A 23984-nucleotide genomic window follows, 5' to 3' on the forward strand; every position below is an offset into this window, starting at 1 on the left:
AAACCCCCCTCCCTAGAGGCCGACGGACTCCATGGTCCACGGACCTGCGGCGGAGCAGTCTGGAGTTACGACAGCACGGCTGCGGAAACGACTAGAACAGGACGACGTCAATGGCCACGGAGTACGGGCAGGGGTACGGATCGCACGGCACGTTCGACCTCGACGAGCGGCGCCGAGGCCTTCGTCGGCTGCCGACCGCGCTGCGCGCCCCCCTGGAGGCGCGCCACTGGCGCGAGTTCGGCTACGTCCTGCTGAGCCTGCCGATCAGCATCCTGCTCTTCACCTACGCGATCACGATGGTGTCGCTGGGTGCGGGCCTGCTGATCACCTTCCTCGGCGTTCCGGTCCTGGCGGGCGCGCTGGCCGGCTGCCGCGGCTTCGGCGCGCTGGAGCGGGCGCGGGCGCGCCGGCTGCTCGACCTGGACGTCGCCGACCCCGAGCCGCTGCGCATGAAGAAGAACGGCCCGATGGCCTGGATCGGCGCCGTCCTCAAGAGCGGCACGTCCTGGCGCCATCTGCTGTACGCGGTGCTGCACTTCCCGTGGGCGGTCTTCTCCTTCGTGGTCGCCCTCAACTTCTGGGCGTACGGCTGGGCCCTCCTGACGTACCCGCTGTGGTTCTGGCTCTTCCCGATGTACGGCGGTGGGGGCGGCCTTCAGCTCTACGGCGACGAGCACCACCGGATCTATCTGGACAACCCCTTCGAGATCACCGTGACCGCGCTGGTGGGACTGCTGTTCACGCTGGCCACGCCGTGGATCGTGCGGGCGCTGACGATGGTCGACCGGCTGATGGTGCACGGGCTCCTCGGACCGTCGACGCTGGCGACACGGGTCGTGGAGCTGGAGTCGGACCGGGGTGTCGTGGTCGACACGGCGGCAGCGGATCTACGGCGGATCGAGCGTGATCTGCACGACGGGGCGCAGGCCCGGCTGGTGGCACTGGCCATGGATCTGGGGCTGGCGAAGGAGAAGCTGACGGAGGACCCGGAGGCCGCGGCGCGGATGGTGGGCGAGGCGCACGGCGAGGTGAAGACCGCCCTTCAGGAGCTGCGGGATCTGGCGCGCGGGATCCATCCGGCGGTGCTGACCGACCGGGGGCTGGATGCCGCCCTGTCCTCCGTGGCCTCGCGCTGCACGGTGCCGGTGCAGGTGGAGGTGGACCTGCCGGCGCGGCCCGCGGCGGCGATCGAGGGGATCGCGTACTTCACGGTGTCGGAGCTGCTGCAGAACATCAGCAAGCACGCGAAGGCCACGTGGGCGGCGGTCGACGTGTGGCGGGTGGAGAACCGGCTGATGCTGCAGGTCGTGGACAACGGGGTGGGCGGCGCGGATGCCTCCGGCGGTTCGGGGTTGGCCGGTCTTGCCGGGCGGCTCGACGCGGTGGACGGAATTCTGGTGGTCGACTCACCGGCGGGTGGGCCTACTCGGATCACGGCGGAGCTGCCCTGGCGGGGTTGAGCGGACGGAGTCGACGCGGACGCGGGCGGCCGGGGTTTTCACCCCGGCCGCCCCCTCTTGCCGCCCGATTGCCGTCCTGCCCCCTGCTGTCCCCCCTGCCGCCCGATTGCCGCCCCCTATTCCAGTCGCCCGGACGCACAGCGGTCCGAATACTGGAATGCTGGACCTGCCGTGCGGACGGACGCGAACAGGGCGCGACCGGCGCGGACCGGCAGGGCAGGCTATGGGGGGCCGAACATCGTGGAGGACAGGGTGCGGGTGGTCATCGCCGAGGATTCAGTGCTGCTCAGGGAGGGCCTGACCCGGTTGCTGACCGACCGCGGGCACGACGTGGTGGCCGGGGTGGGCGACGGGGACGCACTGGTCAAGACCATCACCGAGCTGGCCGACCAGGGCGCGTTGCCGGATGTCGTGGTGGCCGACGTGCGGATGCCGCCGACGCACACCGACGAGGGCGTACGGGCGGCGGTGGAGCTGCGCAAGGCGCATCCCGGTCTCGGCGTGCTGGTGTTGTCGCAGTACGTGGAGGAGCGCTACGCCACCGAACTGCTGGCCGGTTCCACCCATGGCGTCGGCTATCTGCTCAAGGACCGGGTGGCCGAAGTGCGTGAGTTCGTCGACGCGGTGGTGCGCGTGGCCTCGGGGGGTACGGCGCTCGACCCGGAGGTGGTCGCGCAGCTGCTCGGGCGCAGCCGTAAGCAGGACGTGCTCGCGCGACTCACCCCGCGGGAGCGCGAGGTGCTGGGGCTGATGGCCGAGGGGCGGACGAACTCCGCGATAGCCCGGCAGCTGGTGGTGAGCGACGGCGCGGTCGAGAAGCACGTCAGCAACATCTTCCTGAAGCTGGCGCTGTCGCCGAGTGACGGGGATCACCGGCGTGTTCTGGCCGTCCTCACCTACCTCAACTCCTGACAAACTGACACCGCGTCAGCTGTCCGGTCGCCGACCGGCGGTTGTTCGCCGCCGTCAGTTCACTGTCAGCCAGGTCCGAGAACCGGACAAGGCACAGGGAGCGTCTTCAAGGGAAGCGCCGAGGGGCAAGAAATCATGACAAGTCAGGGCGCCCGGTCGTCTCAAAACAGCGTCCATCATACGAACGTCCGAAGGAAGGCGACCCTTACAGACGTAAGGTTGATGACGGGAGGGTCGGCAGTACGACCAAGCCCGGACAGCGTCCTCGAAGAGGAGGTCCAGTTCAGTGACCAGCCAGGTCAGTAGCCCAGCGGAGCAGGCCGACGGAGCCGTCGTGGGGGAACAACGCAAACCGGCGGGGGTGAAGGACGTCCAACGCCTGGACCGGGTGATCATCCGGTTCGCCGGTGACTCGGGTGACGGTATGCAGCTCACCGGTGACCGTTTCACCTCGGAGACGGCGTCCTTCGGGAACGACCTGTCGACCCTGCCGAACTTCCCGGCCGAAATCCGCGCCCCCGCAGGCACCCTGCCGGGGGTTTCGTCGTTCCAGCTGCATTTCGCCGACCACGACATCCTGACCCCGGGCGACGCGCCCAACGTGCTGGTCGCGATGAATCCGGCCGCCCTGAAGGCGAACATCGCCGATGTGCCACGCGGCGCGGAGATCATCGTCAACACGGACGAGTTCACCAAACGCGCGCTGCAGAAGGTGGGTTACGCCGCCTCGCCCCTCGACGACGGGTCGTTGGACGGCTACAGCCTGCACCGCGTGCCGCTCACGACCCTCACGGTCGAGGCGCTCAAGGACTTCGGCCTGACCCGCAAGGAGGCCGAGCGCAGCAAGAACATGTTCGCGCTGGGCCTGCTGTCGTGGATGTACCACCGGCCGACCGAGGGCACCGAGAAGTTCCTGAAGTCCAAGTTCGCCAAGAAACCCGAGATCGCGGCGGCCAACATCGCCGCTTTCAGGGCGGGTTGGAACTTCGGCGAGACGACGGAGGACTTCGCGGTCTCCTACGAGGTCGCTCCCGCCGCCACCGCCTTCCCGACCGGCACCTACCGGAACATCTCCGGGAACCTGGCCCTGTCCTACGGCTTGGTCGCCGCGTCCCGACAGGCGGACCTGCCCCTCTTCCTGGGCTCGTACCCGATCACGCCGGCCTCCGACATCCTGCACGAGCTGAGCAGGCACAAGAACTTCGGCGTGCGGACCTTCCAGGCCGAGGACGAGATCGCGGGCATCGGAGCGGCGCTGGGGGCGGCCTTCGGCGGCTCCCTCGCGGTGACGACGACCTCCGGCCCGGGTGTGGCGCTGAAGAGCGAGACGATCGGTCTCGCCGTGTCGATGGAACTCCCGCTCCTCATCCTGGACATCCAGCGCGGCGGCCCGTCCACCGGCCTCCCGACCAAGACCGAACAGGCCGACCTGCTCCAGGCGATGTTCGGGCGCAACGGCGAGGCGCCGGTCCCGATCGTCGCTCCGTGCACCCCGGCCGACTGCTTCGACGCGGCGATCGAGGCGGCGCGGATCGCCCTCGTCTACCGCACCCCGGTGATGCTCCTCTCGGACGGCTACCTGGCCAACGGCTCCGAGCCCTGGCGCATCCCCGACATCGACGAACTCCCGGACCTCACCGTCCAGTTCGCCCAGGGCCCGAACCACACCCTGGACGACGGCACCGAGGTCTTCTGGCCCTACAAACGCGACCCGCAGACCCTGGCCCGCCCGTGGGCCGTCCCCGGCACCCCCGGCCTGGAACACCGCATCGGCGGCATCGAGAAGCAGGACGGCACGGGCAACATCTCCTACGACCCCGCCAACCACGACTTCATGGTCCGCACCCGCCAGGCCAAGATCGACGGCATCGACGTACCGGATCTGGAGGTCGACGACCCGCACGGCGCGCGGACGTTGGTCCTCGGCTGGGGCTCGACGTACGGCCCGATCACGGCGGCGGTACGACGCCTGCGCGGGTCCGGCGAGTCCATCGCCCAGGCCCATCTCCGCCACCTGAACCCCTTCCCCCGCAACCTCGGCGCGGTCCTGAAGCGCTACGACCGGGTGGTGATCCCCGAGATGAACCTCGGTCAGCTCGCCACGCTGGTGCGGGCGAAGTACCTGGTGGACGCGCACTCGTACAACCAGGTGAACGGCATGCCGTTCAAGGCTGAGCAGCTCGCCACGGCTCTCAAGGAGGCCATCGATGGCTGAGACGTCCACGGAAGGCACGGGCACGATCGAAGCACTTTCGCTCGTCCCCAAGGCCGAGGCAGTGCAGTCCATGAAGGACTTCAAGTCCGATCAGGAAGTGCGCTGGTGCCCCGGCTGCGGTGACTACGCGATCCTCGCGGCGGTGCAGGGTTTCATGCCGGAACTGGGCCTCGCCAAGGAGAACATCGTCTTCGTCTCCGGCATCGGCTGCTCCTCCCGCTTCCCGTACTACATGAACACGTACGGCATGCACTCGATCCACGGCCGCGCCCCGGCGATCGCGACCGGACTGGCGTCCTCCCGGCGGGACTTGAGTGTATGGGTGGTCACGGGCGACGGCGACGCGCTCTCCATCGGCGGCAACCACCTGATCCACGCCCTGCGCCGCAACGTCAACCTGAAGATCCTCCTCTTCAACAACCGGATCTACGGCCTGACGAAGGGCCAGTACTCGCCGACCTCGGAGGTCGGCAAGATCACGAAGTCGACACCGATGGGCTCACTGGACGCCCCCTTCAACCCGGTGTCCCTCGCGATCGGCGCGGAGGCGTCCTTCGTCGCGAGGACGATCGACTCGGACCGCAAGCACCTCACCCAGGTCCTGCGGGAGGCGGCCGCCCACCCCGGCACGGCCCTGGTCGAGATCTACCAGAACTGCAACATCTTCAACGACGGCGCCTTCGACGCGCTGAAGGACCGCCAGCAGGCCGAGGAGGCGGTGATCCGCCTCGAACACGGGCAGCCGATCCGCTTCGGGGCGGAGGGCGCGCGAGGCGTGGTCCGCGATCCGGCCACGGGCGACCTGAAGGTGGTCGACGTGACCCCGGACAACGAGTCCCGGATCCTGGTCCACGACGCCCGCGCGACGTCCCCGACGACAGCCTTCGCCCTGTCCCGCCTGGCCGACCCGGACACCCTGCACCACACGCCGATCGGGGTGCTGCGGTCGGTGGAACGGCCGGTCTACGACACACAGATGGCCGACCAGCTGGACACGGCGATCGTGCAGAACGGGAAGGGTGACCTGGCTGCGTTGTTGGCGGGCGGGGACACCTGGACTGTCGTGGGCTGACGGTTCGTCCCGCTGACGAGGGAGGGCCTGGGCGTGCTGCCCGGGCCCTCTTGCCTGTTCACGTCACGCGCGTGGGTGCTGCTGCTCAGCGCCTCGTCTCGTACCTGGTCAGGACCACGCCGCCGGGAATCGTCCGCGTCTCCACCAGGTTCAGGTTCACCCAGCTGTCCACCGCGGTGAAGAACGGCGTGCCGCTGCCCACCAGGACCGGATGGGCGGCGATGACGTACTCGTCGATCAGCCCGGCGCGCATGGCCGCCCCGGCGAGCGTCGCGCCGCCGATGTTCATCGGGGCGCCGTCCTCGGCCTTGAGCCGGGTGATCTCGGTGATCGCGTCGCAGGTGACCAGGCGGGTGTTCCAGTCGACCTTGTCGATCGTCGAGGAGAACACCACCTTCGGCGTGTCCCGCCAGTTCCGCGCGAACTCGATCTCCGCCGGGCCGGCGCCCGACTGCTGGTCACCGGTCGGCCAGTAGGAGCTCATCGTCTCCCACAGCTTGCGCCCGTACAGCGACAGGCCACTCGCCTGCTCGTGGTCGAGCCACCACTGGAACAGCTCGGGGCTCGGCGCTCCGCTCCAGCCGATGTCGTCGCCGGCCGCGGCGATGTAGCCGTCCAGGGTCAGGTTCATGCCGTAGATCAGTTTCCGCATGGCTCAGCCTTCCGTCCGCGGGCGTCCGGTGCAGAGACCGGCGCGGCGCGGGAAACTCATCGGTTGTCGGCCCGCCCCTTCGCCGTGTCGTACGCCTCCCGCGCCTCCAGTACCTGCCCCATCCGCTCCTGGGTCCACCGGGCCAGCCCCCGCACCTGCTCGGCAGCCTCGCGGCCCAGGTCGGTCAGGGAGTAGTCCACGCGTGGTGGGATCACCGGCTTGGCGTCGCGATGCACCAGGCCGTCCCGCTCAAGTGTCTGCAACGTCTGCGCCAGCATCTTCTCGCTCACCTGCCGCACCTGCCCGATCGCCCGGCGGAGCTCGCTGAAGCGGTGGGGGCGGTCGAGGAGTTCGATCAGGACCAGGACGCCCCAGCGGGACGTGACGTGTTCCATGACCAGGCGGTGGGGGCACATCGCCTCGCCCGTCAGCTGCTTGTCCACCATCTCGCTGCTTACTGCCATGGCAGTACCTTACTTCAAAGTGGGTACTTTCGCAGAGTTAGCGCACCTCCTATGGTTAGTGGCATCGGGCACCGCACCCCATAAGGAGTCGTCACCATGAGCATCGTCGTCACCGGAGCCACCGGACATCTCGGCCGCCACGTAGTGGAGCAGCTGCTGGAGAAGGTTCCGGCCGACCAGATCACCGCCGTCGTCCGCGCCCCGGAGAAGGCCGCCGCCTTCGCCGACCGCGGCGTGAAGATCGCGGTCGCGGACTACAACACCCCCGAGACCTTCGACACCGTCTTCGCGGCCGGCGACAAGGTGCTGCTGATCTCCGGCAACGAGTTCGACAAGGGCCGCGTCGAGCAGCACAAGGTCGTCATCGAGGCCGCCAAGGCCGCCGGTGTGGCGCTCCTCGCCTACACCAGCGCCCCCGGCAGCCTCACCGCCGCCCTGGCCGACGACCACCGCGGCACCGAGGAGGCGCTGCTGGCCTCCGGTCTGCCGTACACCCTGCTCCGTAACGGCTGGTACAACGAGAACTACACCGAGAACCTCGCCCCCGCCCTGGAGCACGGCGCCGTCGTCCAGGCCGCCGGTGACGGCAGGATCTCCGCCGCCTCCCGCGCCGACTACGCGGCCGCCGCCGTCACGGTGCTGACCGGCGAGGGCCACGAGAACCAGACGTACGAACTGGGCGGCGACACCACCTTCGGCTTCGCCGAGTACGCCGCCGCGCTGAGCGAGCAGACCGGCAAGGAGATCGCCTACGCCCCGGTCTCCGTCGAGGCCTACTCCGACATCCTGAGCGGCGCCGGTCTGCCCGCGCCGTTCGTGGCGATCCTCGCCGGCGTCGAGGTGTCCATCGAGCGGGGCGAACTGGTCGTGTCCACCGGTGACCTGTCCCGTCTGGCGGGCCGCCCGACCACGCCGATCAGCGAGTCGATCGCGGTCGCGCTCAAGGGCTGACCCTTCCCTCGCAGCACCCCTCCCCCGGCTGTCATGACCGTATGCCGATACGGGCATGACAGCCGGGGTCGCTCGGCGTTACCTTCGTGCTGGTTGCGCGGACGCAGCCGGGCATGGCGCGCGAAGGAGGGGCCCGTGAGCGGGAAGCCGAAGGGCGAACAGCACCACATAGGACTGCTGAACGGCTTCGCGGCATACGGCATGTGGGGCCTCGTCCCGCTGTTCTGGCCCCTGCTGAAGCCCGCCGGGGCCGCCGAGATCCTCGCCCACCGGATGGTGTGGTCGCTCGCCTTCGTCGCCGTGGCGCTGCTCGTGATCCGGCGCTGGGCCTGGGCCGGTGAACTCCTGCGCCAGCCGCGCAAGTTGGGGCTCGTCACGATCGCCGCGGGCTTCATCACCGTCAACTGGGGCGTCTACATCTGGGCCGTGAACAGCGGCCACGTCGTCGAGGCCTCGCTCGGCTACTTCATCAACCCCCTCGTCACCATCGCGATGGGCGTCCTGCTCCTGAAGGAACGCCTGCGCCCGGCACAGTGGGCCGCGGTCGGCGTGGGCCTGGCCGCCGTCCTCGTCCTGGCCGTCGGCTACGGCCGGCCGCCATGGATCTCCCTCACGCTCGCCTTCTCCTTCGCGACGTACGGCCTGGTGAAGAAGAAGGTCAACCTCGGCGGCATCGAGTCGCTGGCCGCGGAGACCGCGATCCAGTTCCTCCCCGCGCTCGGCTATCTGCTGTGGCTGGGCGCGCACGGCGAAGCGACGTTCACGCAGGAGGGCGCCGGCCACGCCACGCTCCTCGCCTCGACCGGCATCGTCACCGCGCTCCCCCTGGTCTGCTTCGGCGCGGCGGCGATCCGGGTGCCGTTGTCGACGCTGGGCCTGCTCCAGTACCTGGCACCGGTGTTCCAATTCCTCCTGGGCATCCTGTACTTCCACGAGTCGATGCCGCTCGAACGGTGGGCGGGCTTCGCGCTGGTGTGGCTGGCGCTCGCCCTGCTGACCACGGACGCGTGGCGCACCGCGCGGCGGAACAGGGCAGCGGCGGCGGCGCTTCTTCCGGAGCGGGCCGGAGCGCCGAGCACCGACCCGGTGGAGGCGTAGCCCCGCGGGCACATCGAGCAGGTGCCAGAGTGAGGGCCATGACACAGACGCCCGATCCCGCACTCCCCGCGCCGGTCCACTGGAAGGTCGTCATCGACGCCGCCGACCCGCACGCCCAGGCCGACTTCTGGGCCGCCGCGCTGCGCTACGAGGTCGAGGACAACAGCGCGCTCGTCCAACAGCTCCTGGAACTGGGCGCGTTGCCCGCCGCCGCGACCGTCGACTTCCACGGCCGCCCGGCCTTCCGCGACCTGATCGCCGTACGGCATCCCGACGACCCGTACGACAAGGAGCGCGGCACCGGCCTCGGCCGCCGTCTCCTCTTCCAGCGGGTGCCGGAGGCGAAGACCGTCAAGAACCGGCTGCATCTCGATCTGCACCCGGGCGAGGGACTGCGGGAGGCCGAGGTGGAACGGCTGACCGCGCTGGGGGCGAGCGTGCTGCGGCGGGTGGCGGAGCCCGCCGGCACGTGGGTCGTGATGACGGACCCCGAGGGGAACGAGTTCTGCGTGGCGTAGGTGGCCGGGCTCAGTCGGTGGCCCTGCGGGCGCGTTCGGTGAGGCGGCCCATGCGGGCGCGGGCGGACTCCAGTTGCTCGATGTCGTCGACGGCGGGGCCGTCCTCGGTGGCGAGTTCGGTCCACAGGTCGATCAGGTCCCGGCCGAGCGCCAGCCCCTGCTCCGGGTCGCGTACGGCGCGCCAGGCGGTGGCCGCGCTCTGGACGTTGCCGTAGGCGGCCTCCACGTCGTGGGCGCGGTGGCGGATGCGGGCGAGGTCGAGGGAGAGATGGAAGGAGCGGAGCGGGTCACCGGCCAAGTAGGCGATGTAGGCGGCGAGTTCACGCAGGCGCAGGACTTCGGGGTGCTCGGGGCCGAGACCGGCCGCCGCGTCCGCGACGGTCCGTTCCGCCAGCTCTGCCGCCTCGTCGATCCGCCCCGCCTTGACGGCCTCGTTGATCCGCACCATCGGCTCGACGAGAAACGCGGTTCCCGCTCCGTCGGTCGTCACCGGTTCGTCCCCCAGCACGGCTTCGGCCACGGCGTCGAACCCGCGGGCGGGTGTCGGCTTGGGGTCGGGCTCGGGGGCGGTGAGGGCGAGGTCGGGGATGGGGATGGGTGCGGGGCGGGGGGCGCGCTCGGGGGTGAGGGGTGGTGCGGAGTACGGGCTGGGGGTGACACCGGGCGCGTGCGCGGTCTCCGGTACGTCCGTCACCGCCGGCCTCGCATCCATGGCCGGCGGGGGCCCGAACTCGCCCGTCGGGGGCTGGACCGAGCCGAGCGGTGTGCCGCCCTGTGCCGACTCCGGCACGGCGTGCAGGGGGAACGTCGGCGCCGACTCCCCGGCGGACTCGGGCACCGCCCGCAAGGGGAACGTCGGGACGACCTCGCCCGACGTCTGCGGCTCCGCCACCGCCCGCAGAAGGTGCGTAGCCGCGTCACGATCGGGGCGACGGTCCTCCGGTTCCGGCTGCGGTTCAACGACCGCGGGCGGCGACGGCGGAAAAGGCACCGAGGCAGGGACACCCGTCGCGCGCGGCTCCCCCGTGAAGTGGCTGGAGCCGTCCGTGTCGATCTGGAGGGGGACCACATAGCCGATGCGGTCGTCGTGGATCGTGGCCTGGACGGGGTGGCCGGTGGCCGTGGCGATGCGGTGGAGGTGGGTCAGGACCACCTGCTGGATCTCCTCGCCGGGGGGCACGGTGACCGGCACGCCGCCGATCGACGCGCCGCCGGCGCCCGGGCCGTCCACGGGTACCCGTACCTCGAAGGGGGACGCCGCGGGTGCCGAGCGTGCGGCTCGCTTCTGTTCCCGCTTCTTCTCGCGGCTGAGTCGAGACATCGTTCCCTCACTCGCATGCGGCCGGGGAGTCGGCCGACGGCCTGTGGTCCCCAGCGTCAAGATCCGTTCGTACGCGTACTGTTGAGTCTCTCCGCTCCCTTCCGGTTCCCAGGTCACCGCGACGTCACAGCCTCGTCCCAGGAGTTCCCGTCGCGCGCCGTTCGGATGCCGTGAGGACCGGCGGGCCACGAGGGAGGAGCTCGGTGATGCAGACAGGCGGACGGCAGGGGCCGGAGATCTGGCTCCGCGGACCGGTGGACGACGGTCCGCACGGCCGGACCCCACAAGCACCCGAGCGCCCCTCCAGTATCCCCGCCGCACCGCGCCGCTTCTCCTGGGTCGCCACCCACGGCGGCGCCGGCGTCACCACCCTCACATCCGTCTACGGCGGCCAGGACTGCGGACGCGGCTGGCCCGCCCCGGAGGACCCGCCGTCGGTGCTGCTCGTCGCCCGCACGCACGCGGCCGGGCTGGCCTCCGTCTCCCGCGCCCTGGAGGTCTTCCGGCGCGGCGAGGCCCCGGCCGGGCTCGACCTGGACGCCGTAGTCCTCGTCGCGGACGCGCCCGGGCGCCTGCCCCGCCAGCTCGCCCAGTACGTCAAGGCCATCGAGTCGGTGATCGACGTGTACCGGGTGCCCTGGGTACCGGCCTGGCGCATCGGCGACCTGAGCGGCGAACCACCCCGCGAGACAGAAGCACTGGCCCGCCTCACAGGCACGACCCGGCACCCCCACTGACCCGCAGCCGCCACACCACGGGAGCGGGTCGTGGCGGTACGGCGCAGCCCGCCGCGTAGCTGGTCCCCACCCGTCCGGCTGTGGCAACACCGGAGGGGCGCAACCAGCGGCGGGCTCGCCGTACCGCCACGACCCCGACCCCACCCACCAGCCCCTGCGGGCACCCCATGGACAGATGATTGCGCGCGCATATAATGCATACGGCTATAGTCGCCGCACGCCGATTACCCCTGGGGGACCCATGACCCGCCGTTTCCTCTTCGTGCTGGGCAGCGCCCGCCTCGACGGCAACACCGAACTGCTCGCCCGCAGGGCCGCCGAACAGTTGCCCCCGGACGTCGAGCAGCAGTGGATACGCCTCGCCGACCACCCGCTCCCCGACTTCCTGGACATCCGGCACGACGGGATCGTCCGGCCAGTCCAGCCCACCGAGAACGACACCGTCCGACAGCTCCTCGACGCCACCCTCGCCGCGACGGACATCGTGATCGCCTCGCCGGTCTACTGGTACTCCCTGTCCGGCCTCACCAAGCGCTACCTGGACTACTGGTCCGACTGGCTGCGCGTCCCCGGCGCCGACTTCAGGGCGACGATGGCCGACCGCACCCTCTGGGGCGTCTCCGTCCTCGCCGAGGAGGAAGAGGCGGTCGCCGACCCGCTGATCGGCACGCTCAACAACTCGGCCGCCTACATGAAGATGCGCTTCGGCGGGGTCCTCCTCGGCAACGGCAGCGCACGCGGCGACGTACTGAAGGACTCGCGGGCCCTGTCACGGGCGAAGACGTTCTTCGCACAGGACGCGGCCCTCGCCCGCTTCCCGCACGAGACCGGAGACTGACCGGTTCCTACGCTCACCGGGCCCTACGCCGTGATGTCCTTCGCCGTGAACCTCGCCCACGCCGCCGAGCCGAACACCGCCACGTACAGGGCCTGCAGGCCGAGGTTCTTCACCAGGTCGTCCCAGTAGACCGGTTCGCGCATGAGGTCGGCGAAGGACAGCCAGTAGTGGGAGAAGAAGTACGGCTGGAGCGCGTGCAGTTGGGGGATCTGGTCAAGAATCTGGACGGTGATCAGCAGCCCCACGGTCGTCGCCATCGCCGCGATACCACTGCTCGTCATGGTCGAGATGAACAGCCCCAGCGCAGCGATACCGGTAAGAGACGCGGCGACCGCCAACGCGATCAACAGCGCCCGCCCCAGCCCCTCCGCGAAACTGATCTGCGTACCGGAGATAGTCGTCAGGTCCCCCAGCGGGAACAGCAACGCGCCCACCGTCAGCGCCGACAGCGCCACGACCAGCGTCGCCACCACGCAGAACGTCATCACCGTCGCGTACTTGGTGAGCAGCAGACGGGTACGGCCCGCCGGGGCCACCAGGAGATAACGCAGGGTGCCCCCGCTCGCCTCACCCGCGATGGCATCGCCCGCGACGACCCCGATGGCCATGGGAAGGAAGAACGGCAGCGTGGCGGCCAGCGCCGTGAACACCAGGAACAGACCGTTGTTGGTGATCTGCGCGATGAACGCCGGCCCCCCGCCGCCGTCCCCGCGCCCCGGCCCGGACCCGTCCTGCGTCTCCAGCTTGACCGCGATGCCGACCAGGATCGGCACGGCGGCCAGCACCCCGAGCAGCGCGAGCGTGCGCCAGCGCCGGAACGTCGTCACCAGCTCGCTGCGCAACAGCCCGAAGGTCCACAACGGGCTGACTCTGCGGAGTACTTCAGCCTGCGACATCGAAGCCCTCCCCCGTGAGCGCCACGAACGCGTCCTCCAGGGAGGCCCGTTCGACCCCGAACCCACGCACCCGCACCCCAGCCGTCACCAACGCCTTGTTCACCTCGGCGAGTTCACGATCGGGCGGCTCGGCAGTCACCCGCTCCTCCGCTACGGCCACGTCGGCCAGCCCCTGTTCCTTCAGCACCCGTGCCGCGTCCCCGGTGTCGGGCGTGGTCACGAACAGCCGCCCCCTCGCCCCCGCCGCCAGCTCGGTCACCGAACCCTGCGTGATCAGCCGGCCCTGTGCCATCACCGCCGCGTGGGTGCAGACCTGCTCGATCTCGTCGAGGAGGTGGGAGGAGAGAAAGACAGTCGTACCGTCGGACGCCAACTCCCGGATCAGGGAACGGATTTCCCGCATGCCCTGCGGATCGAGCCCGTTCGTCGGCTCGTCCAGAACGAGCAGCTTGCGGGGCTGGAGCAGTGCGGACGCGAGGCCCAACCGCTGCTTCATACCGAGCGAGTACGCCTTCGCCTTCTTGCCGGAGGCCGCCGTAAGACCCACCCGGTCAAGGGCGGCGGCGACCCGGTCCCGCCGCGTGCGCGGGTCGGCGGTCGGGTCGGCGGCGTCGTAACGAAGCAGGTTGTCGCGGCCGGAGAGAAAGCCGTACAGCGCGGGCCCCTCGATCAGGGCGCCGACGTGCGGCAGGACCGTACGCACGGATCTCGGCATGGGCCGGCCCAGGACGCGGGCCGTGCCTGAGGTCGGTTCGATCAGGCCCATCAGCATGCGGATGGTGGTGGTCTTGCCCGAGCCGTTCGGGCCGAGGAAGCCGAAGACGCTGCCCGTCGGGACGGTCAGGTCGAGACCGTCCACGGCGAGCTGTCCGCCGCGGAAGCGCTTGGTGAGGCCGCGGGTGGCGATGACGCCGTCACCCGCGTCCACCTGTCCCTCAGCGGACGGTTCGCCCATCGGCTCCCTCAATTCGTCGTGCCCGTAGGGTACTTACTTCGCCGCGTCGGCCGCCTTCACCAGGGCGCTCTTGGTGACCGCGCCGACGTACACCTTGCCGTTGTCCGTGACCAGGGCGTTGATCAGACGGGTCGAGTAGACCGTGCCCGAACCGAACGAGCCCTTCACCTGGTCGCCGAGCGAGCTGAGGAAGCCGCCGAGGTCGCCGCCGCCGGCCTTGGAGCCGGACGGGATGCCCTGGCCGCCGGTGTCGAAGACGGCGATGGAGTTCCAGCCCTTGCCGATGACCGTGGAGTCGTCGGCCTTGCCGAGGCCCTTGCCCGCCTTACCGGTCTTGTCGGACTTGCCGAACGGGGCGGAGTGGTCCGGGGTCGCCTTCGTCGGGCTGTCCTCCGTGGTGACCTTCGCGCCCTTGGGGGTCTTGAAGTCGAAGGTCGAGGCGGCCGGCTTGGAGAGGCTGAGCTGAGTGAAGCCGACGTCGACGACGGCCGCGCCGCCGCTCGCCGGAGTGAGCGTGAACTTGAGCGGCATGCCGGTCTTCGCGTCCACCGCGATGCTGATCGCGCCGACCGTCGTACCGGACTGCTTGGGCTTGATCAGCAGCTTGTAGGCGTCGCGGCCCGCGACGTGCTCGGTGCCGTCGACGGTGACGGAGGTGGTGGAGTCGACCGACTTCAGCGCCTCGTCGGTGAGGCCCTTGGGCGTGGCCCGGGTCTCGTCGCTCTTCGAGCTGTCGGCGGCGGTCGTGCCGTGGAAGACCTCGTTCGACTGGCTGTCGTAGCCCCACACGTCCTTGCCGTTGTGGATGAGGCTGTACTCCGCCGCGTTCTCCAGGAGCGACACCTTCTGCTTGTCGGGGCCGTCGGCCGCGACGCGCAGGGTGTGGGTGCCGGTGGCCAGCTCGGTGAGCTTGGCCTTCGGGTCGGCGGAGGAGCCGTCGCCGGACTTCGTGGCGCCGGACAGCATGCTGCTCTCCAGGCCGCCGAGGTCCGGCAGGCCCAGGTCCGTGCTGATCTTCACCGTGCCGGACAGCTGCTGCACGTCCGACTTGGCGACCTTGTCGATGAGCTGCTGTGCGGTGATCTTCGGGAGATTCGGGTCGCCGGAGTCGGCGAGCGCCGGGACCAGTCCGATGGTCGCCGCCGCCACCCCCACCACGGTGACCGGGACGATGTACCGCGCCGCCCTGCGCCGCCCGGCCCGGAGCTCGTCGCGCTCTCCGGCGTCCGTGCTGTCGTCGGTTTCGTACGGTGCCATGTCTGCCTTACCTCCGTCGTCGGCGGCGGCCTGTCGCGTCCTGTACTCGTCCCACCCTGTGCCGCCATTCTCACCCGAATCGGTGAGGAGTGGTGATTTCCGTGTTCTCCATCTGACCAAATCCGCGAGGGATAAGCGTCAGACCCGGGAGCCAACTCCACGTACACCTGGGGTATGACACACGGACGCGGCACCTCTCCGAAACCCCTAGGGGAAGGCGCCCCCCGCACAGGGCAGTTGACCGGCATCGAGTAAAAAACGCCCTGAATCCGTACTTATGGGTGGCAGCACACCGCATCGACCAAAGGGGTCGCCATGCACGCCACCAAGCACCTCACCGGATACGCGGCCACGGGCGCCGCGATCCTGACACTCACGCTCGCCGGATGCGGAAGCAGCGGCAACGGCAACAGTGGAAGCGGCGGCTCGGCCGGCACCCCGGCCGCGGTCACCACCGGGACGACCCTGATGACCGCCAAGGTCGCCAAGGTCGGCACCGTCGTGACCGACAGCAAGGGGTACGTCCTCTACCGCTTCGACGCCGACTCCGCCCACCCGACGAGGGTCAGCTGCTACGGCACCTGCGCGGTGGTCTGGCCCGCCGCGACCGCCAAGGGCTCCGTCACCGTCAAGGGCATCGACAAGAGCCTCGTCTCGACGGTGAAGCGCTCCGGCGGGACCTCGCAACTCACGCTGGCCGGCTGGCCCCTCTACCGCTACGCCAAGGACGACCAGCCCAAGGAGGCCTACGGCCAGGGCGTGGGCGGCACCTGGTGGGCGGTGACACCCACCGGAGCGAAGGCCACGACCGCCACCGCCTCCAGCACGGGAGGCGGCTACTGAACGGGACTGCCGAGCGGGACTCCTGACGGGACGACTCAGCCCGCCCGGTGCACCACCGCGTCGCACATCTCCAGGAGGGCGACCTTCGCGTCGCACTCGGGGAGCGGGGCGAGGGCCGCACGGGCGTCCTCCGCGTAGCGCACAGTGTCCCGGCGGGCCTGTTCCAGGGCCGGGTGGGCGCGGAGGCGGGCAAGGGCCTCGGCGAGGCGGGCGTCGTCCGTGAGGTCGGAGTCGAGGAGTTCGCACAGGGCGATGTCCTCGGCGAGCCCGAGGCGGTCCGCCCGCTCCCGGAGCCGCAGCACCGGCAGCGTGGGGATGCCCTCACGGAGGTCCGTGCCGGGGGTCTTGCCGGACTCGTGGCCGTCGGAGGCGATGTCCAGGACGTCGTCCGCGAGCTGGAAGGCGACGCCGAGCCGCTCGCCGTACTGGGTGAGGACGTCCACGACCGTGTCGTCGCAGCCGGCCATCATCGAGCCGAAGCGGCACGCGACCGCGACCAGGGAGCCGGTCTTGCCGCCGAGCACGTCGAGGTAGTGCTCGACCGGGTCGCGCCCGTCGGACGGTCCCGCCGTCTCCAGGATCTGACCGGTGACCAGGCGTTCGAACGCCTCGGCCTGCACCCGCACCGCCTCGGGGCCGAGGTCGGCCAGGGTGTGCGACGCGCGCGCGAAGAGGAAGTCGCCGGTGAGGACCGCGACCGAGTTGCCCCAGCGGGTGTTGGCGCTGTCCACGCCGCGCCGCACGGCCGCCTCGTCCATGACGTCGTCGTGGTACAGCGTGGCGAGGTGGGTCAGCTCGACGACGACCGCCGAGGGCACGACACCCGGCGCGTAGGGGTCGCCGAACTGCGCGGCGAGCATCACGAGGAGCGGCCTGAACCGCTTCCCGCCCGCGCGCACGAGGTGCTGGGCGGCCTCCGTGATGAAGGGCACCTCGCTCTTGGTGGCTTCGAGCAGACCCTCCTCGACTGCCGCCATTCCGGCCTGGACATCGGCTTCCAGAGCCTGGTCCCGCACGCTCAGCCCGAACGGCCCGACGACGGTCACGAGGGGTCTCCTGTCTGCTGGTGTCCCTGGGCGGTCACACGGTTTGTCGATAGGTCGCTGCCATCACTCAAGTCAGCGTATCCGGTCGGCTTTCGATCACCCATGCCGCCCACCCCGTCCAGCGGGGGCGGTATCGGATCATGACCGGTATGTTTTTGATCACCTGATAAGAACGGATATTTATCGACTTACGCGGAAGTAGTGGATGGTGTCTCGAACCGCACTTGAAGCCGAGCCCGACAGCGAACCGCCGCCCGAGGACGACCACGCCTTCTTCGGCCAGCCCAGGGGGCTGCTCACGCTCTCCGGTCTGGAGGTCTGGGAGCGTTTCTCGTTCCTCGGCATGCAGGCCATCCTCGTCCTCTACTTCGCGGATTCGGTCGCGCACGGCGGCATGGGCATGTCGTCCGGAACGGCCGCGTCCGTATCGGCAGCCTACGGAACGCTGGTCTATCTCGTCTCGGTCGCGGGCGGCTGGCTCGCCGACCGCATCCTCGGCTCGTTCCGCGCGGTGCTGTGGGGCGGCATCCTCATCGCCTGCGGGCACTACGCGATGGCGGTCCCCACAGGCACGATGACCTGGGTGGGCCTCGGCCTCATCAGCGCCGGCACCGGCCTGCTCAAGCCCAACGTGGCCACCATGGTCGGCAAGCTCTACCGCACCGACGACGAGCGCCGTGACGCCGGTTTCGCGCTCTACTACATGGCCATCAACATCGGCGCCTTCGCGGGCCCGCTGATCACCGGCTGGCTCGGCGACCACAAGGGCTGGCACTGGGGCTTCTCGGCCGCCGCGATCGGCATGACGTTCGGGCTCATCCAGTACGTCGCCGGGCGCCGTCACCTGGCCGGGCGCAGGACCACCGCGGAGTTCGCACTCGCACCGGACGCGCTGCGTCGCGCGGTGCGCCTGATCGTCGTAGGCATCCTGGTCGCCGCCGTGCTCGCGACCGCGCTGGCCGTCGCCGGCTGGCTGACGATGGGCCGCTTCGTCGACCTGCTCACCGTCATCTCCGTGATCGCCCCGGTCGTGTACTTCGCGGTGATGTTCATGAGCCCCCGGGTGACCGCCGACGAACGCGGCCGGCTGCGCCCGTACATCGTGCTCTTCCTGGCCTCCACGGTCTTCAACTTCATTCTCTTCCAGGCCTATTCGACGATGATGCTGCTGGCCGCGTCGAACGCCGAGACGACCATCCTGGGCTTCGACTTCCCCGCCAGCTGGTACGCGTCCGCGCTCGGCGCCTTCGAGGTGGGTCTCGCGCCCGTGGTCGCCGCGCTCTGGGTCCGCATGGGCCGCAGCCAGCCGCACGCCTCCAACAAGATCGCGATCGGCGTCGTACTGGGCGGACTCTCCTTCCTGCTGATGGTCCTGCCGACCAGCGGGCACAGCGGCGACGCCTACCGGATGTCGGCCTGGTGGATCGTCGGCTCGTACTTCCTGCTCGGCCTCGGCGACATCCTCCTGGAGACCTCCGGCATGTCGGCCACCACCAAGCTCGCCCCGGCCGCCTTCTCCAGCCAGACCATGTCCCTCTGGTTCCTGTCCCTCGCGCTCGCGAACGGCATCCAGGCCCAGACGGTGAAGCTCTACGACGACGTCTCCAAGCCGGCCTACTTCGGCGTCAACGGCGCCATCGCGGTGGCCGCGGGCCTCGCGGTGATGGCCGCCGCGCCGTGGCTGCGCCGCACCATGCATCCGGTCCACTGAACCCAGGGGTCCCCTCATGCGCATCCGTACGTCCTTCCCCCACGAGACGACCCACGAGGACCTCCGTATCCCGCTGTCCGACGGAACACGCCTCTACGCGCGCGTGTGGCGCCCGCTGACGGACGAACCCGTCCCAGCGCTCCTCGAATACCTCCCGTACCGCCTGACCGACTGGACCGCGCCCCGGGACGCCCAGCGCCACCCCTGGTACGCGGGCCACGGCTACGCCTCCGTCCGGGTCGACGTCCGCGGACACGGCAACAGCGAGGGCACACCCGGCGACGAGTACGACGCGCAGGAACTCGCCGACGGCGTCGACGTCGTCAACTGGCTTGCCGCGCAGCCCTGGTGCACCGGCAAGGTCGGCATGTTCGGCATCTCCTGGGGCGGCTTCAACTCCCTCCAGATCGCGGCCCTCGCGCCCGAGCCGCTCAAGGCGATCGTCACCGTCTGCTCCACGGACGACCGCTACGACAACGACGTGCACTACATGGGAGGTTCCGCCCTCGCCGTCGACCTGCACGCCTGGGCGGCCACCATGCTCGCCTTCGTCGCCCGCCCGCCGGACCCCGAGTACGCGGGCCTGGTCTGGCGCGACATGTGGCTCAAGCGCCTCGAACAGATCGACCCGTTCATCCACACCTGGCTCGCCCACCAGATCCGCGACGACTACTGGAAGCACGGCAGCGTCTGCGAGGACTACGGCGCGATCGACGCGGCCGTCCTCGCGGTGGGCGGCTGGCACGACCCGTACCGCGACACGGTCCTACGGCTCGTCGAACACCTCCCACCGGACCGCGTACGCGGCCTGATCGGCCCGTGGTCGCACCAGTACCCGGACCGTGGCCTGCCGCCGGGCCCCGCGATCGGCTTCCTCCAGGAGACCCTCCGCTGGTGGGACCAACACCTCAAGGGCATCGACACGGGAGTGATGGCGGACCCCCTCCTACGCGCCTACGTCAGCGACTCGCACCCTCCGGCCACGGTCTACGACACCCTGCCGGGCCGTTGGGTCGGCGAGCCGTCCTGGCCCTCGCCGCACGTGAAGACGACGACGTACGGCCTCCGGGGTGCGCCCGTGATCGTCCGCTCCCCCATGCACACCGGTGTGGACGCGGGCCGTTTCTTCCCGTTCGGGAACGACGCCGATCTGCCGCCGGACCAGCGGGACGAGGACGCGCGGTCGGCCTGCTTCGAGTTCGAGGTGCCGGCCGAGACGTGGGTGCTGGGGCGGCCGAGGGTACGGCTGCGGCTGACCTGCGAGGTGCCGCGCGGGCAGGTGATCGCCCGGCTGTGCGATGTCGCCCCCGACGGTGCGTCGACCCTCGTCACCCGGGGTGTGCTGAACCTGTCGGCGCGGCACGGGCGGGACCGGGTGGTGCCGTGGACGCCGGGTGCCACGGAAGACGTGACCTTCGAGCTGAACGGCATCGGGCACGCGTTCCCGCCCGGGCATCGCATCCGGCTCGCGGTGTCGTCGGCGTACTGGCCGTGGATCTGGCCGCAGCCGGAGTCCTCGGCGGGGTTCACGCTGGACCCGGAGGGGAGCGCGCTCGAACTCCCGGTGCGGGAGCGGGAGTTGGCGGATGACATCCGGTTCGGGGAGCCGGAGGAGGCCGAGCCGCTCGGGGTGAACTACCCCGCCACCCTGGACGAACCGCGCCCCGAGCGGCTGGTCGTGCGGGACGTCGCGAAGGGCGAGTGGCGGCTGGAGGTGGACCCCCGGTACGGCGGGACGCGCGTGTACCCGGACGGGCTCGAATTCACCGAGGACGCGTTGGAGACGTACACGATCGACGAGTCGGATCCGTTGTCGGCCCGTACGCGGTCCGACTGGTCGATCCGGCTGCACCGGCCGGAGCTTGCGTGGGACACGACCGTGCGGACGCGGTCCGAGATCACTTGCGACGAAACGGACTTTATTACCTCCAATGAGGTCATCTGCACTGAGGGCGAAGAGGTGATCTTTCACCGGACGTGGGAGAAAAGGATTCCGAGAACTGCCAGTTGAGGTTGAATGCCCGATTTGCCGTTCTTAATCCTCCCGTGAGTTGGGTCACGCTTTTCTGTGCGTGACCTGTGTCCCGGTCTGCCCGCGTTTTCCCTTACGGCATTTGACAGTTGACCCTTGGCTCGCGCAAAGGATCAAGTGCCCCATACGCCTCACACCAAGGTCAATAGGGGTTAGGTGTGATTCCGCCACTTGTTCCGGACATGTGCTCTCGCATACGTTCCCGGCCTGTCGAGCGGAACGCCGAATCCTGCCGCCGCCCGGCATCCCAGTCACGAACACATCTCGCACGGCAGGAGCGGGGGAACCAGGTAAGTCGCCGGGCCGGTCAGCGCGACCGGAACGGCTTGGGGTTAAGTCACGTCCGCAAGGGCGCGGCCGGGCACCTCCCAGCCCGAACCCGACAGCTCACCTCGCAGGCGACGGAGAGGAACCTCGTCATGCCTGCATCCGCTCAGTCCCGCCGCGCCCGCCTCGTCCGCCGTGTCGTCGTCGCCGGTACCGGTGCCGCGATCCTCGCGCTGCCTGTCGTGGGTGCGACCACCGCGTCCGCGGCCACCACTTCGACCAGCACCGGCTCGACCACGCTTGCCGGGTACCCCAACACCCTTGACGGGTGGATCCGGGAGTCGCTCGCGATCATGGCGCAGAAGGGGATTCCGGGCACGTACAACGGGATCTACCGGAACGTGATCCGTGAGTCTTCCGGGAACCAGTACGCGATCAACAACTGGGACTCCAACGCGGCGGCCGGTACGCCGTCGAAGGGGTTGCTCCAGGTGATCGACCCGACGTTCAACGCGTATCACGTGGCCGGGACTTCGTTCGATCCGTATGACCCGGTTGCGAACATCACGGCTGCCTGTAACTACGCGGCGGCCGTGTATGGCTCCATCGACAACGTGTACGGCGCTTACTAGAAACTGTTGGATCAGCCACGACTGGTTGTGTTTTGAGTGACACCGCCGTCGTGGCTGGTCGCGCAGTTCCCCGCGCCCCTGAATGAGCCCCTTCGGGGCCATTCACAGCTCAGCTGAAGAGTCTTTCCAGGACCAGCGCGATGCCGTCGTCCTCGTTCGATGACGTCACCTCGTCCGCCACCGCCTTCAGTTCGGGGTGGGCGTTGGCCATTGCCACGCCGTGGGCTGCCCAGTCGAACATCGGGATGTCGTTCGGCATGTCGCCGAAGGCGATGGTGTCGGACGGGGTCAGGCCCAAGTGGCGGGCGGCCAGGGCCAGGCCCGTCGCCTTGGTGATGCCGAGTGGCTGGAGTTCGACGGTGCCGGGGCCCGACATGGTGACCGAGGCCAGTGAACCGACCACCGAGCGCGCCGTGGACGCCAACTCGTCGTCCTCCAGGGCGGGGTGACGGAGCAGCACCTTGCTGATCGGCTCGGTCCACAGGTCGTCGCGCCTGCCCACCCGTACTGCGGGGAGAGTGGGGTGTGGCATCAAGTAGCCGGGCTCGATGAGGGTGAGACCGTCCACGCCGTCCTGGTCTACGGCCGCGTACACCTGGCCCACCTCCGCCTCGATCTTGCCGAGCGCGGTCTCCGCCAGCTCCCGGTCCAGGGTGACCGACCAGAGCAGACGGTCCGCGCCGGCGTCGTACAACTGCGCGCCCTGTCCGCACACCGCGAGCCCCTTGGAGCCGAGGTCGTCGAGGAGGGGCCGCACCCTCGGGGCCGGCCGGCCGGTGACGACGAGGTGTTGGGCACCGGCCGCCGCCACCCGCGCGAGCGCTGTGAGGGACCGGTCGGAGAGCGTGTCGTCGCCGCGCAGCAGCGTCCCGTCCAGGTCGGTGGCGATCAGTGCATATGCGAGGGGTGCGGCCATGATCAGAGAATACGGATGGAACGCCCCACCGACTCGACACGAACCGGACGGCTGCTGCCTTCACATACGTTGACCCGTGTTCCGGTTGGTTTGACAGTTACGGCGGTTATGCCGACTCCCGGATCACCAGTTCGGTGGGCAGGATGACGCCCGCCGTGTCCTCGCCGGCGATCTGGGCGAGGAGCATCCGCACCATTTCGGCGCTGATCCGGTCGTAGGGCTGGCGCATGGTCGTGAGGGCCGGGGTGATGGAGGTGGCCGCCGCCGAGTCGTCGAAGCCGCCGACAGCGATGTCATTCGGGACCGAACGGCCGGACTGTTGCAGGGTGTTGACGACTCCCAAGGCCATCAGGTCGGAGGCTACGAACACCGCGTCTATGTCGGGGGCCTGGGACAGGAGTCTGCGGGCTGCCTCCTCGCCGCCCGTGCGGCGGTAGTCGCCCTCCACTACAAGGGTGGGATCGTGCGGGAGGCCTGCCTCCGTGAGGACGTCTCGGTAGCCGGCCAGGCGGTCGGGGCCGCCGGGGGCGTCGAGCGGGCCGGTGACCATGCCGATGCGGCGCCGGCCGCCCGCGATGAGGTGGCGGACCATCTCCTGGGCGCCGTCGCGGTCGGCGGCGGCGACGTAGCTGTACTTGGAGGCGGTGCCGAGCGGCTTGCCGCAGGCCACCAACGGGATGCCGGCGTCCCGGAGTTCGGCCGCGACCGGGTCACCGCTGTGGTTGGAGACCAGGAGGACGCCGTCCACGTGGCCCGAGGTGATGTAGCGGGTCAGGCGGCGGCGTTCGTCCTTCGAAGAAGCCAGCATCAGCAGCAGCGGGATGTCGTGGCGGGCCAGGTGTTCGGTGCAACCCCGCAGCAGGACATTGAAGTTGGGGTCCTCGAAGAACTTCTCCTGCGGCTCGGTGAGGAGGAACGCCACCGAGTCCGACCGTCCCGTGCTCAAGGAGCGGGCGTGCCGGTTGACGACGTAGCCCGTCTTCCTGATCGCCGTCTCCACCGCGTTGCGCGCGGCGGGCGAGACGTAGTGGCCGCCGTTGAGGAACCGGGACACGGTCCCCCGGGAGACCCCTGCCTCCCGGGCCACGTCGTGGATGGTGGGTGGTTTGCGGCGTCCGTTCGGACTGGTGGTCATGGTCCTCGTTCTGCCGGTTCAGGTGCGGTGGGGGGAGGTGCTGCGCAGCTCGACAC

At 69.8% G+C, this 23984-nt stretch carries 22 protein-coding genes and 1 riboswitch; of the genes, 13 read left to right on the forward strand and 9 right to left on the reverse strand.

The features are described from left to right. Positions 1 to 110 precede the first annotated feature (110 nt). The 4 genes from AB0I69_RS33925 to AB0I69_RS33940 all read left to right on the forward strand — a co-directional run bounded on the left by AB0I69_RS33925 (position 111) and on the right by AB0I69_RS33940 (position 5659). Positions 111 to 1460: a sensor domain-containing protein gene (locus tag AB0I69_RS33925; RefSeq protein ID WP_363099553.1), complete on the forward strand. Its 1350-nt coding sequence runs from the start codon at positions 111 to 113 to the stop codon at positions 1458 to 1460. A 252-nt stretch (positions 1461 to 1712) separates the two neighbouring features. After that, on the forward strand, positions 1713 to 2372 hold the full coding sequence (locus tag AB0I69_RS33930) for a response regulator transcription factor (RefSeq protein WP_363099721.1): 660 nt from the start codon (positions 1713 to 1715) through the stop codon (positions 2370 to 2372). A 286-nt stretch (positions 2373 to 2658) separates the two neighbouring features. Next, complete coding sequence (locus tag AB0I69_RS33935; protein ID WP_363099554.1) at positions 2659 to 4587, forward strand: 2-oxoacid:acceptor oxidoreductase subunit alpha; 1929 nt, start codon at positions 2659 to 2661, stop codon at positions 4585 to 4587. After that, positions 4580 to 5659, forward strand: a complete 1080-nt coding sequence (locus AB0I69_RS33940; RefSeq protein ID WP_363099555.1) for a 2-oxoacid:ferredoxin oxidoreductase subunit beta — start codon at positions 4580 to 4582, stop codon at positions 5657 to 5659. The genes AB0I69_RS33935 and AB0I69_RS33940 overlap by 8 nt, the downstream gene beginning before the upstream one ends. 85 nt (positions 5660 to 5744) lie before the next feature. Here AB0I69_RS33940 and AB0I69_RS33945 read toward each other — a convergent pair whose 3' ends face one another. Both AB0I69_RS33945 and AB0I69_RS33950 read right to left on the reverse strand, forming a co-directional pair. Further along, entirely contained in the window at positions 5745 to 6311 is a 567-nt protein-coding gene (locus tag AB0I69_RS33945) for a dihydrofolate reductase family protein (protein WP_363099556.1), read from the reverse strand. 56 nt (positions 6312 to 6367) lie between these two features. Then, positions 6368 to 6775, reverse strand: coding sequence for a helix-turn-helix domain-containing protein (locus AB0I69_RS33950; protein WP_363099557.1), 408 nt, complete (start codon positions 6773 to 6775; stop codon positions 6368 to 6370). Between the two features lie 96 nt (positions 6776 to 6871). Here AB0I69_RS33950 and AB0I69_RS33955 point away from each other — a divergent pair, with 96 nt between their 5' ends. The 3 genes from AB0I69_RS33955 to AB0I69_RS33965 all read left to right on the forward strand — a co-directional run bounded on the left by AB0I69_RS33955 (position 6872) and on the right by AB0I69_RS33965 (position 9342). Continuing rightward, positions 6872 to 7726, forward strand: coding sequence for an SDR family oxidoreductase (locus AB0I69_RS33955; RefSeq protein WP_363099558.1), 855 nt, complete (start codon positions 6872 to 6874; stop codon positions 7724 to 7726). Between the two features lie 135 nt (positions 7727 to 7861). Continuing rightward, positions 7862 to 8824, forward strand: coding sequence for an EamA family transporter RarD (rarD, locus tag AB0I69_RS33960; protein ID WP_363099559.1), 963 nt, complete (start codon positions 7862 to 7864; stop codon positions 8822 to 8824). Between the two features lie 38 nt (positions 8825 to 8862). Next, positions 8863 to 9342 (forward strand): VOC family protein, encoded by a 480-nt coding sequence (locus AB0I69_RS33965; RefSeq protein WP_363099560.1) that lies wholly within the window; start codon positions 8863 to 8865, stop codon positions 9340 to 9342. A gap of 10 nt (positions 9343 to 9352) precedes the next feature. Here the strand turns inward: AB0I69_RS33965 and AB0I69_RS33970 are convergent, their stop codons facing one another. Continuing rightward, on the reverse strand, positions 9353 to 10663 hold the full coding sequence (locus AB0I69_RS33970) for a tetratricopeptide repeat protein (RefSeq protein ID WP_363099561.1): 1311 nt from the start codon (positions 10661 to 10663) through the stop codon (positions 9353 to 9355). A 206-nt stretch (positions 10664 to 10869) separates the two neighbouring features. Here AB0I69_RS33970 and AB0I69_RS33975 point away from each other — a divergent pair, with 206 nt between their 5' ends. Beyond that, positions 10870 to 11400, forward strand: coding sequence for a DUF6668 family protein (locus AB0I69_RS33975; RefSeq protein WP_363099562.1), 531 nt, complete (start codon positions 10870 to 10872; stop codon positions 11398 to 11400). 241 nt (positions 11401 to 11641) lie between these two features. Next, positions 11642 to 12238, forward strand: coding sequence for an NAD(P)H-dependent oxidoreductase (locus tag AB0I69_RS33980; protein WP_363099563.1), 597 nt, complete (start codon positions 11642 to 11644; stop codon positions 12236 to 12238). Positions 12239 to 12261: 23 nt separating this feature from the next. On the opposite strand, the gene AB0I69_RS33985 is transcribed toward AB0I69_RS33980, so the two are convergent. The 3 genes from AB0I69_RS33985 to AB0I69_RS33995 are packed head-to-tail and all read right to left on the reverse strand — an operon-like array spanning position 12262 to position 15346. Further along, positions 12262 to 13134: an ABC transporter permease gene (locus AB0I69_RS33985; RefSeq protein ID WP_363099564.1), complete on the reverse strand. Its 873-nt coding sequence runs from the start codon at positions 13132 to 13134 to the stop codon at positions 12262 to 12264. Next, positions 13121 to 14089: an ABC transporter ATP-binding protein gene (locus AB0I69_RS33990; protein ID WP_363099565.1), complete on the reverse strand. Its 969-nt coding sequence runs from the start codon at positions 14087 to 14089 to the stop codon at positions 13121 to 13123. The genes AB0I69_RS33985 and AB0I69_RS33990 overlap by 14 nt, the downstream gene beginning before the upstream one ends. 33 nt (positions 14090 to 14122) lie before the next feature. Further along, positions 14123 to 15346 (reverse strand): DUF2092 domain-containing protein, encoded by a 1224-nt coding sequence (locus AB0I69_RS33995; protein ID WP_363099566.1) that lies wholly within the window; start codon positions 15344 to 15346, stop codon positions 14123 to 14125. Positions 15347 to 15661: 315 nt separating this feature from the next. Between AB0I69_RS33995 and AB0I69_RS34000 the strand changes: the two genes are divergently transcribed. Continuing rightward, positions 15662 to 16189 (forward strand): hypothetical protein, encoded by a 528-nt coding sequence (locus AB0I69_RS34000; protein ID WP_363099567.1) that lies wholly within the window; start codon positions 15662 to 15664, stop codon positions 16187 to 16189. Positions 16190 to 16224: 35 nt separating this feature from the next. Here the strand turns inward: AB0I69_RS34000 and AB0I69_RS34005 are convergent, their stop codons facing one another. Beyond that, positions 16225 to 17235 (reverse strand): polyprenyl synthetase family protein, encoded by a 1011-nt coding sequence (locus AB0I69_RS34005; protein ID WP_363099568.1) that lies wholly within the window; start codon positions 17233 to 17235, stop codon positions 16225 to 16227. Positions 17236 to 17440: 205 nt separating this feature from the next. On the opposite strand from AB0I69_RS34005, the gene AB0I69_RS34010 reads away from it, so the two are divergent. From AB0I69_RS34010 to AB0I69_RS34020, 3 genes are all read left to right on the forward strand, one after another. Next, a complete protein-coding gene (locus AB0I69_RS34010) occupies positions 17441 to 18946 on the forward strand; it encodes a peptide MFS transporter (protein WP_363099569.1) in 1506 nt (501 codons plus the stop codon). 16 nt (positions 18947 to 18962) lie between these two features. Beyond that, positions 18963 to 20957, forward strand: a complete 1995-nt coding sequence (locus tag AB0I69_RS34015) for a CocE/NonD family hydrolase (RefSeq protein WP_363099570.1) — start codon at positions 18963 to 18965, stop codon at positions 20955 to 20957. Between the two features lie 231 nt (positions 20958 to 21188). After that, positions 21189 to 21394: riboswitch (cyclic di-AMP (ydaO/yuaA leader) on the forward strand. Positions 21395 to 21397: 3 nt separating this feature from the next. Next, positions 21398 to 21877: a transglycosylase SLT domain-containing protein gene (locus tag AB0I69_RS34020; protein ID WP_363099571.1), complete on the forward strand. Its 480-nt coding sequence runs from the start codon at positions 21398 to 21400 to the stop codon at positions 21875 to 21877. Positions 21878 to 21986: 109 nt separating this feature from the next. Here the strand turns inward: AB0I69_RS34020 and AB0I69_RS34025 are convergent, their stop codons facing one another. Both AB0I69_RS34025 and AB0I69_RS34030 read right to left on the reverse strand, forming a co-directional pair. Further along, positions 21987 to 22793 carry an HAD family hydrolase gene (locus tag AB0I69_RS34025; RefSeq protein ID WP_363099572.1) on the reverse strand — a complete coding sequence of 269 codons (807 nt, stop codon included), beginning with the start codon at positions 22791 to 22793 and terminating at the stop codon, positions 21987 to 21989. Between the two features lie 106 nt (positions 22794 to 22899). Further along, positions 22900 to 23928, reverse strand: a complete 1029-nt coding sequence (locus AB0I69_RS34030) for a LacI family DNA-binding transcriptional regulator (protein WP_363099573.1) — start codon at positions 23926 to 23928, stop codon at positions 22900 to 22902. Positions 23929 to 23984: the final 56 nt, after the last annotated feature.

Origin of the sequence: Streptomyces sp. NPDC050508 (assembly GCF_040655155.1) — a bacterium.
Classification (GTDB): Bacteria; Actinomycetota; Actinomycetes; order Streptomycetales; family Streptomycetaceae; genus Streptomyces.

Coding starts and splice junctions, on each gene's coding strand:
- AB0I69_RS34010 (WP_363099569.1), top strand. CDS start 17,441: ATGGTGTCTCGAACCGCACTTGAAGCCGAGCCCGACAGCGAACCGCCG.
- AB0I69_RS34015 (WP_363099570.1), top strand. CDS start 18,963: ATGCGCATCCGTACGTCCTTCCCCCACGAGACGACCCACGAGGACCTC.
- AB0I69_RS33990 (WP_363099565.1), bottom strand. CDS start 14,089: ATGGGCGAACCGTCCGCTGAGGGACAGGTGGACGCGGGTGACGGCGTC.
- AB0I69_RS33945 (WP_363099556.1), bottom strand. CDS start 6,311: ATGCGGAAACTGATCTACGGCATGAACCTGACCCTGGACGGCTACATC.
- AB0I69_RS33985 (WP_363099564.1), bottom strand. CDS start 13,134: ATGTCGCAGGCTGAAGTACTCCGCAGAGTCAGCCCGTTGTGGACCTTC.
- AB0I69_RS33970 (WP_363099561.1), bottom strand. CDS start 10,663: ATGTCTCGACTCAGCCGCGAGAAGAAGCGGGAACAGAAGCGAGCCGCA.
- AB0I69_RS33940 (WP_363099555.1), top strand. CDS start 4,580: ATGGCTGAGACGTCCACGGAAGGCACGGGCACGATCGAAGCACTTTCG.
- AB0I69_RS33995 (WP_363099566.1), bottom strand. CDS start 15,346: ATGGCACCGTACGAAACCGACGACAGCACGGACGCCGGAGAGCGCGAC.
- AB0I69_RS34020 (WP_363099571.1), top strand. CDS start 21,398: ATGCCTGCATCCGCTCAGTCCCGCCGCGCCCGCCTCGTCCGCCGTGTC.
- AB0I69_RS33925 (WP_363099553.1), top strand. CDS start 111: ATGGCCACGGAGTACGGGCAGGGGTACGGATCGCACGGCACGTTCGAC.
- AB0I69_RS33950 (WP_363099557.1), bottom strand. CDS start 6,775: ATGGCAGTAAGCAGCGAGATGGTGGACAAGCAGCTGACGGGCGAGGCG.
- AB0I69_RS33980 (WP_363099563.1), top strand. CDS start 11,642: ATGACCCGCCGTTTCCTCTTCGTGCTGGGCAGCGCCCGCCTCGACGGC.
- AB0I69_RS34025 (WP_363099572.1), bottom strand. CDS start 22,793: ATGGCCGCACCCCTCGCATATGCACTGATCGCCACCGACCTGGACGGG.
- AB0I69_RS34030 (WP_363099573.1), bottom strand. CDS start 23,928: ATGACCACCAGTCCGAACGGACGCCGCAAACCACCCACCATCCACGAC.
- AB0I69_RS33965 (WP_363099560.1), top strand. CDS start 8,863: ATGACACAGACGCCCGATCCCGCACTCCCCGCGCCGGTCCACTGGAAG.
- AB0I69_RS33975 (WP_363099562.1), top strand. CDS start 10,870: ATGCAGACAGGCGGACGGCAGGGGCCGGAGATCTGGCTCCGCGGACCG.
- AB0I69_RS33955 (WP_363099558.1), top strand. CDS start 6,872: ATGAGCATCGTCGTCACCGGAGCCACCGGACATCTCGGCCGCCACGTA.
- AB0I69_RS34000 (WP_363099567.1), top strand. CDS start 15,662: ATGCACGCCACCAAGCACCTCACCGGATACGCGGCCACGGGCGCCGCG.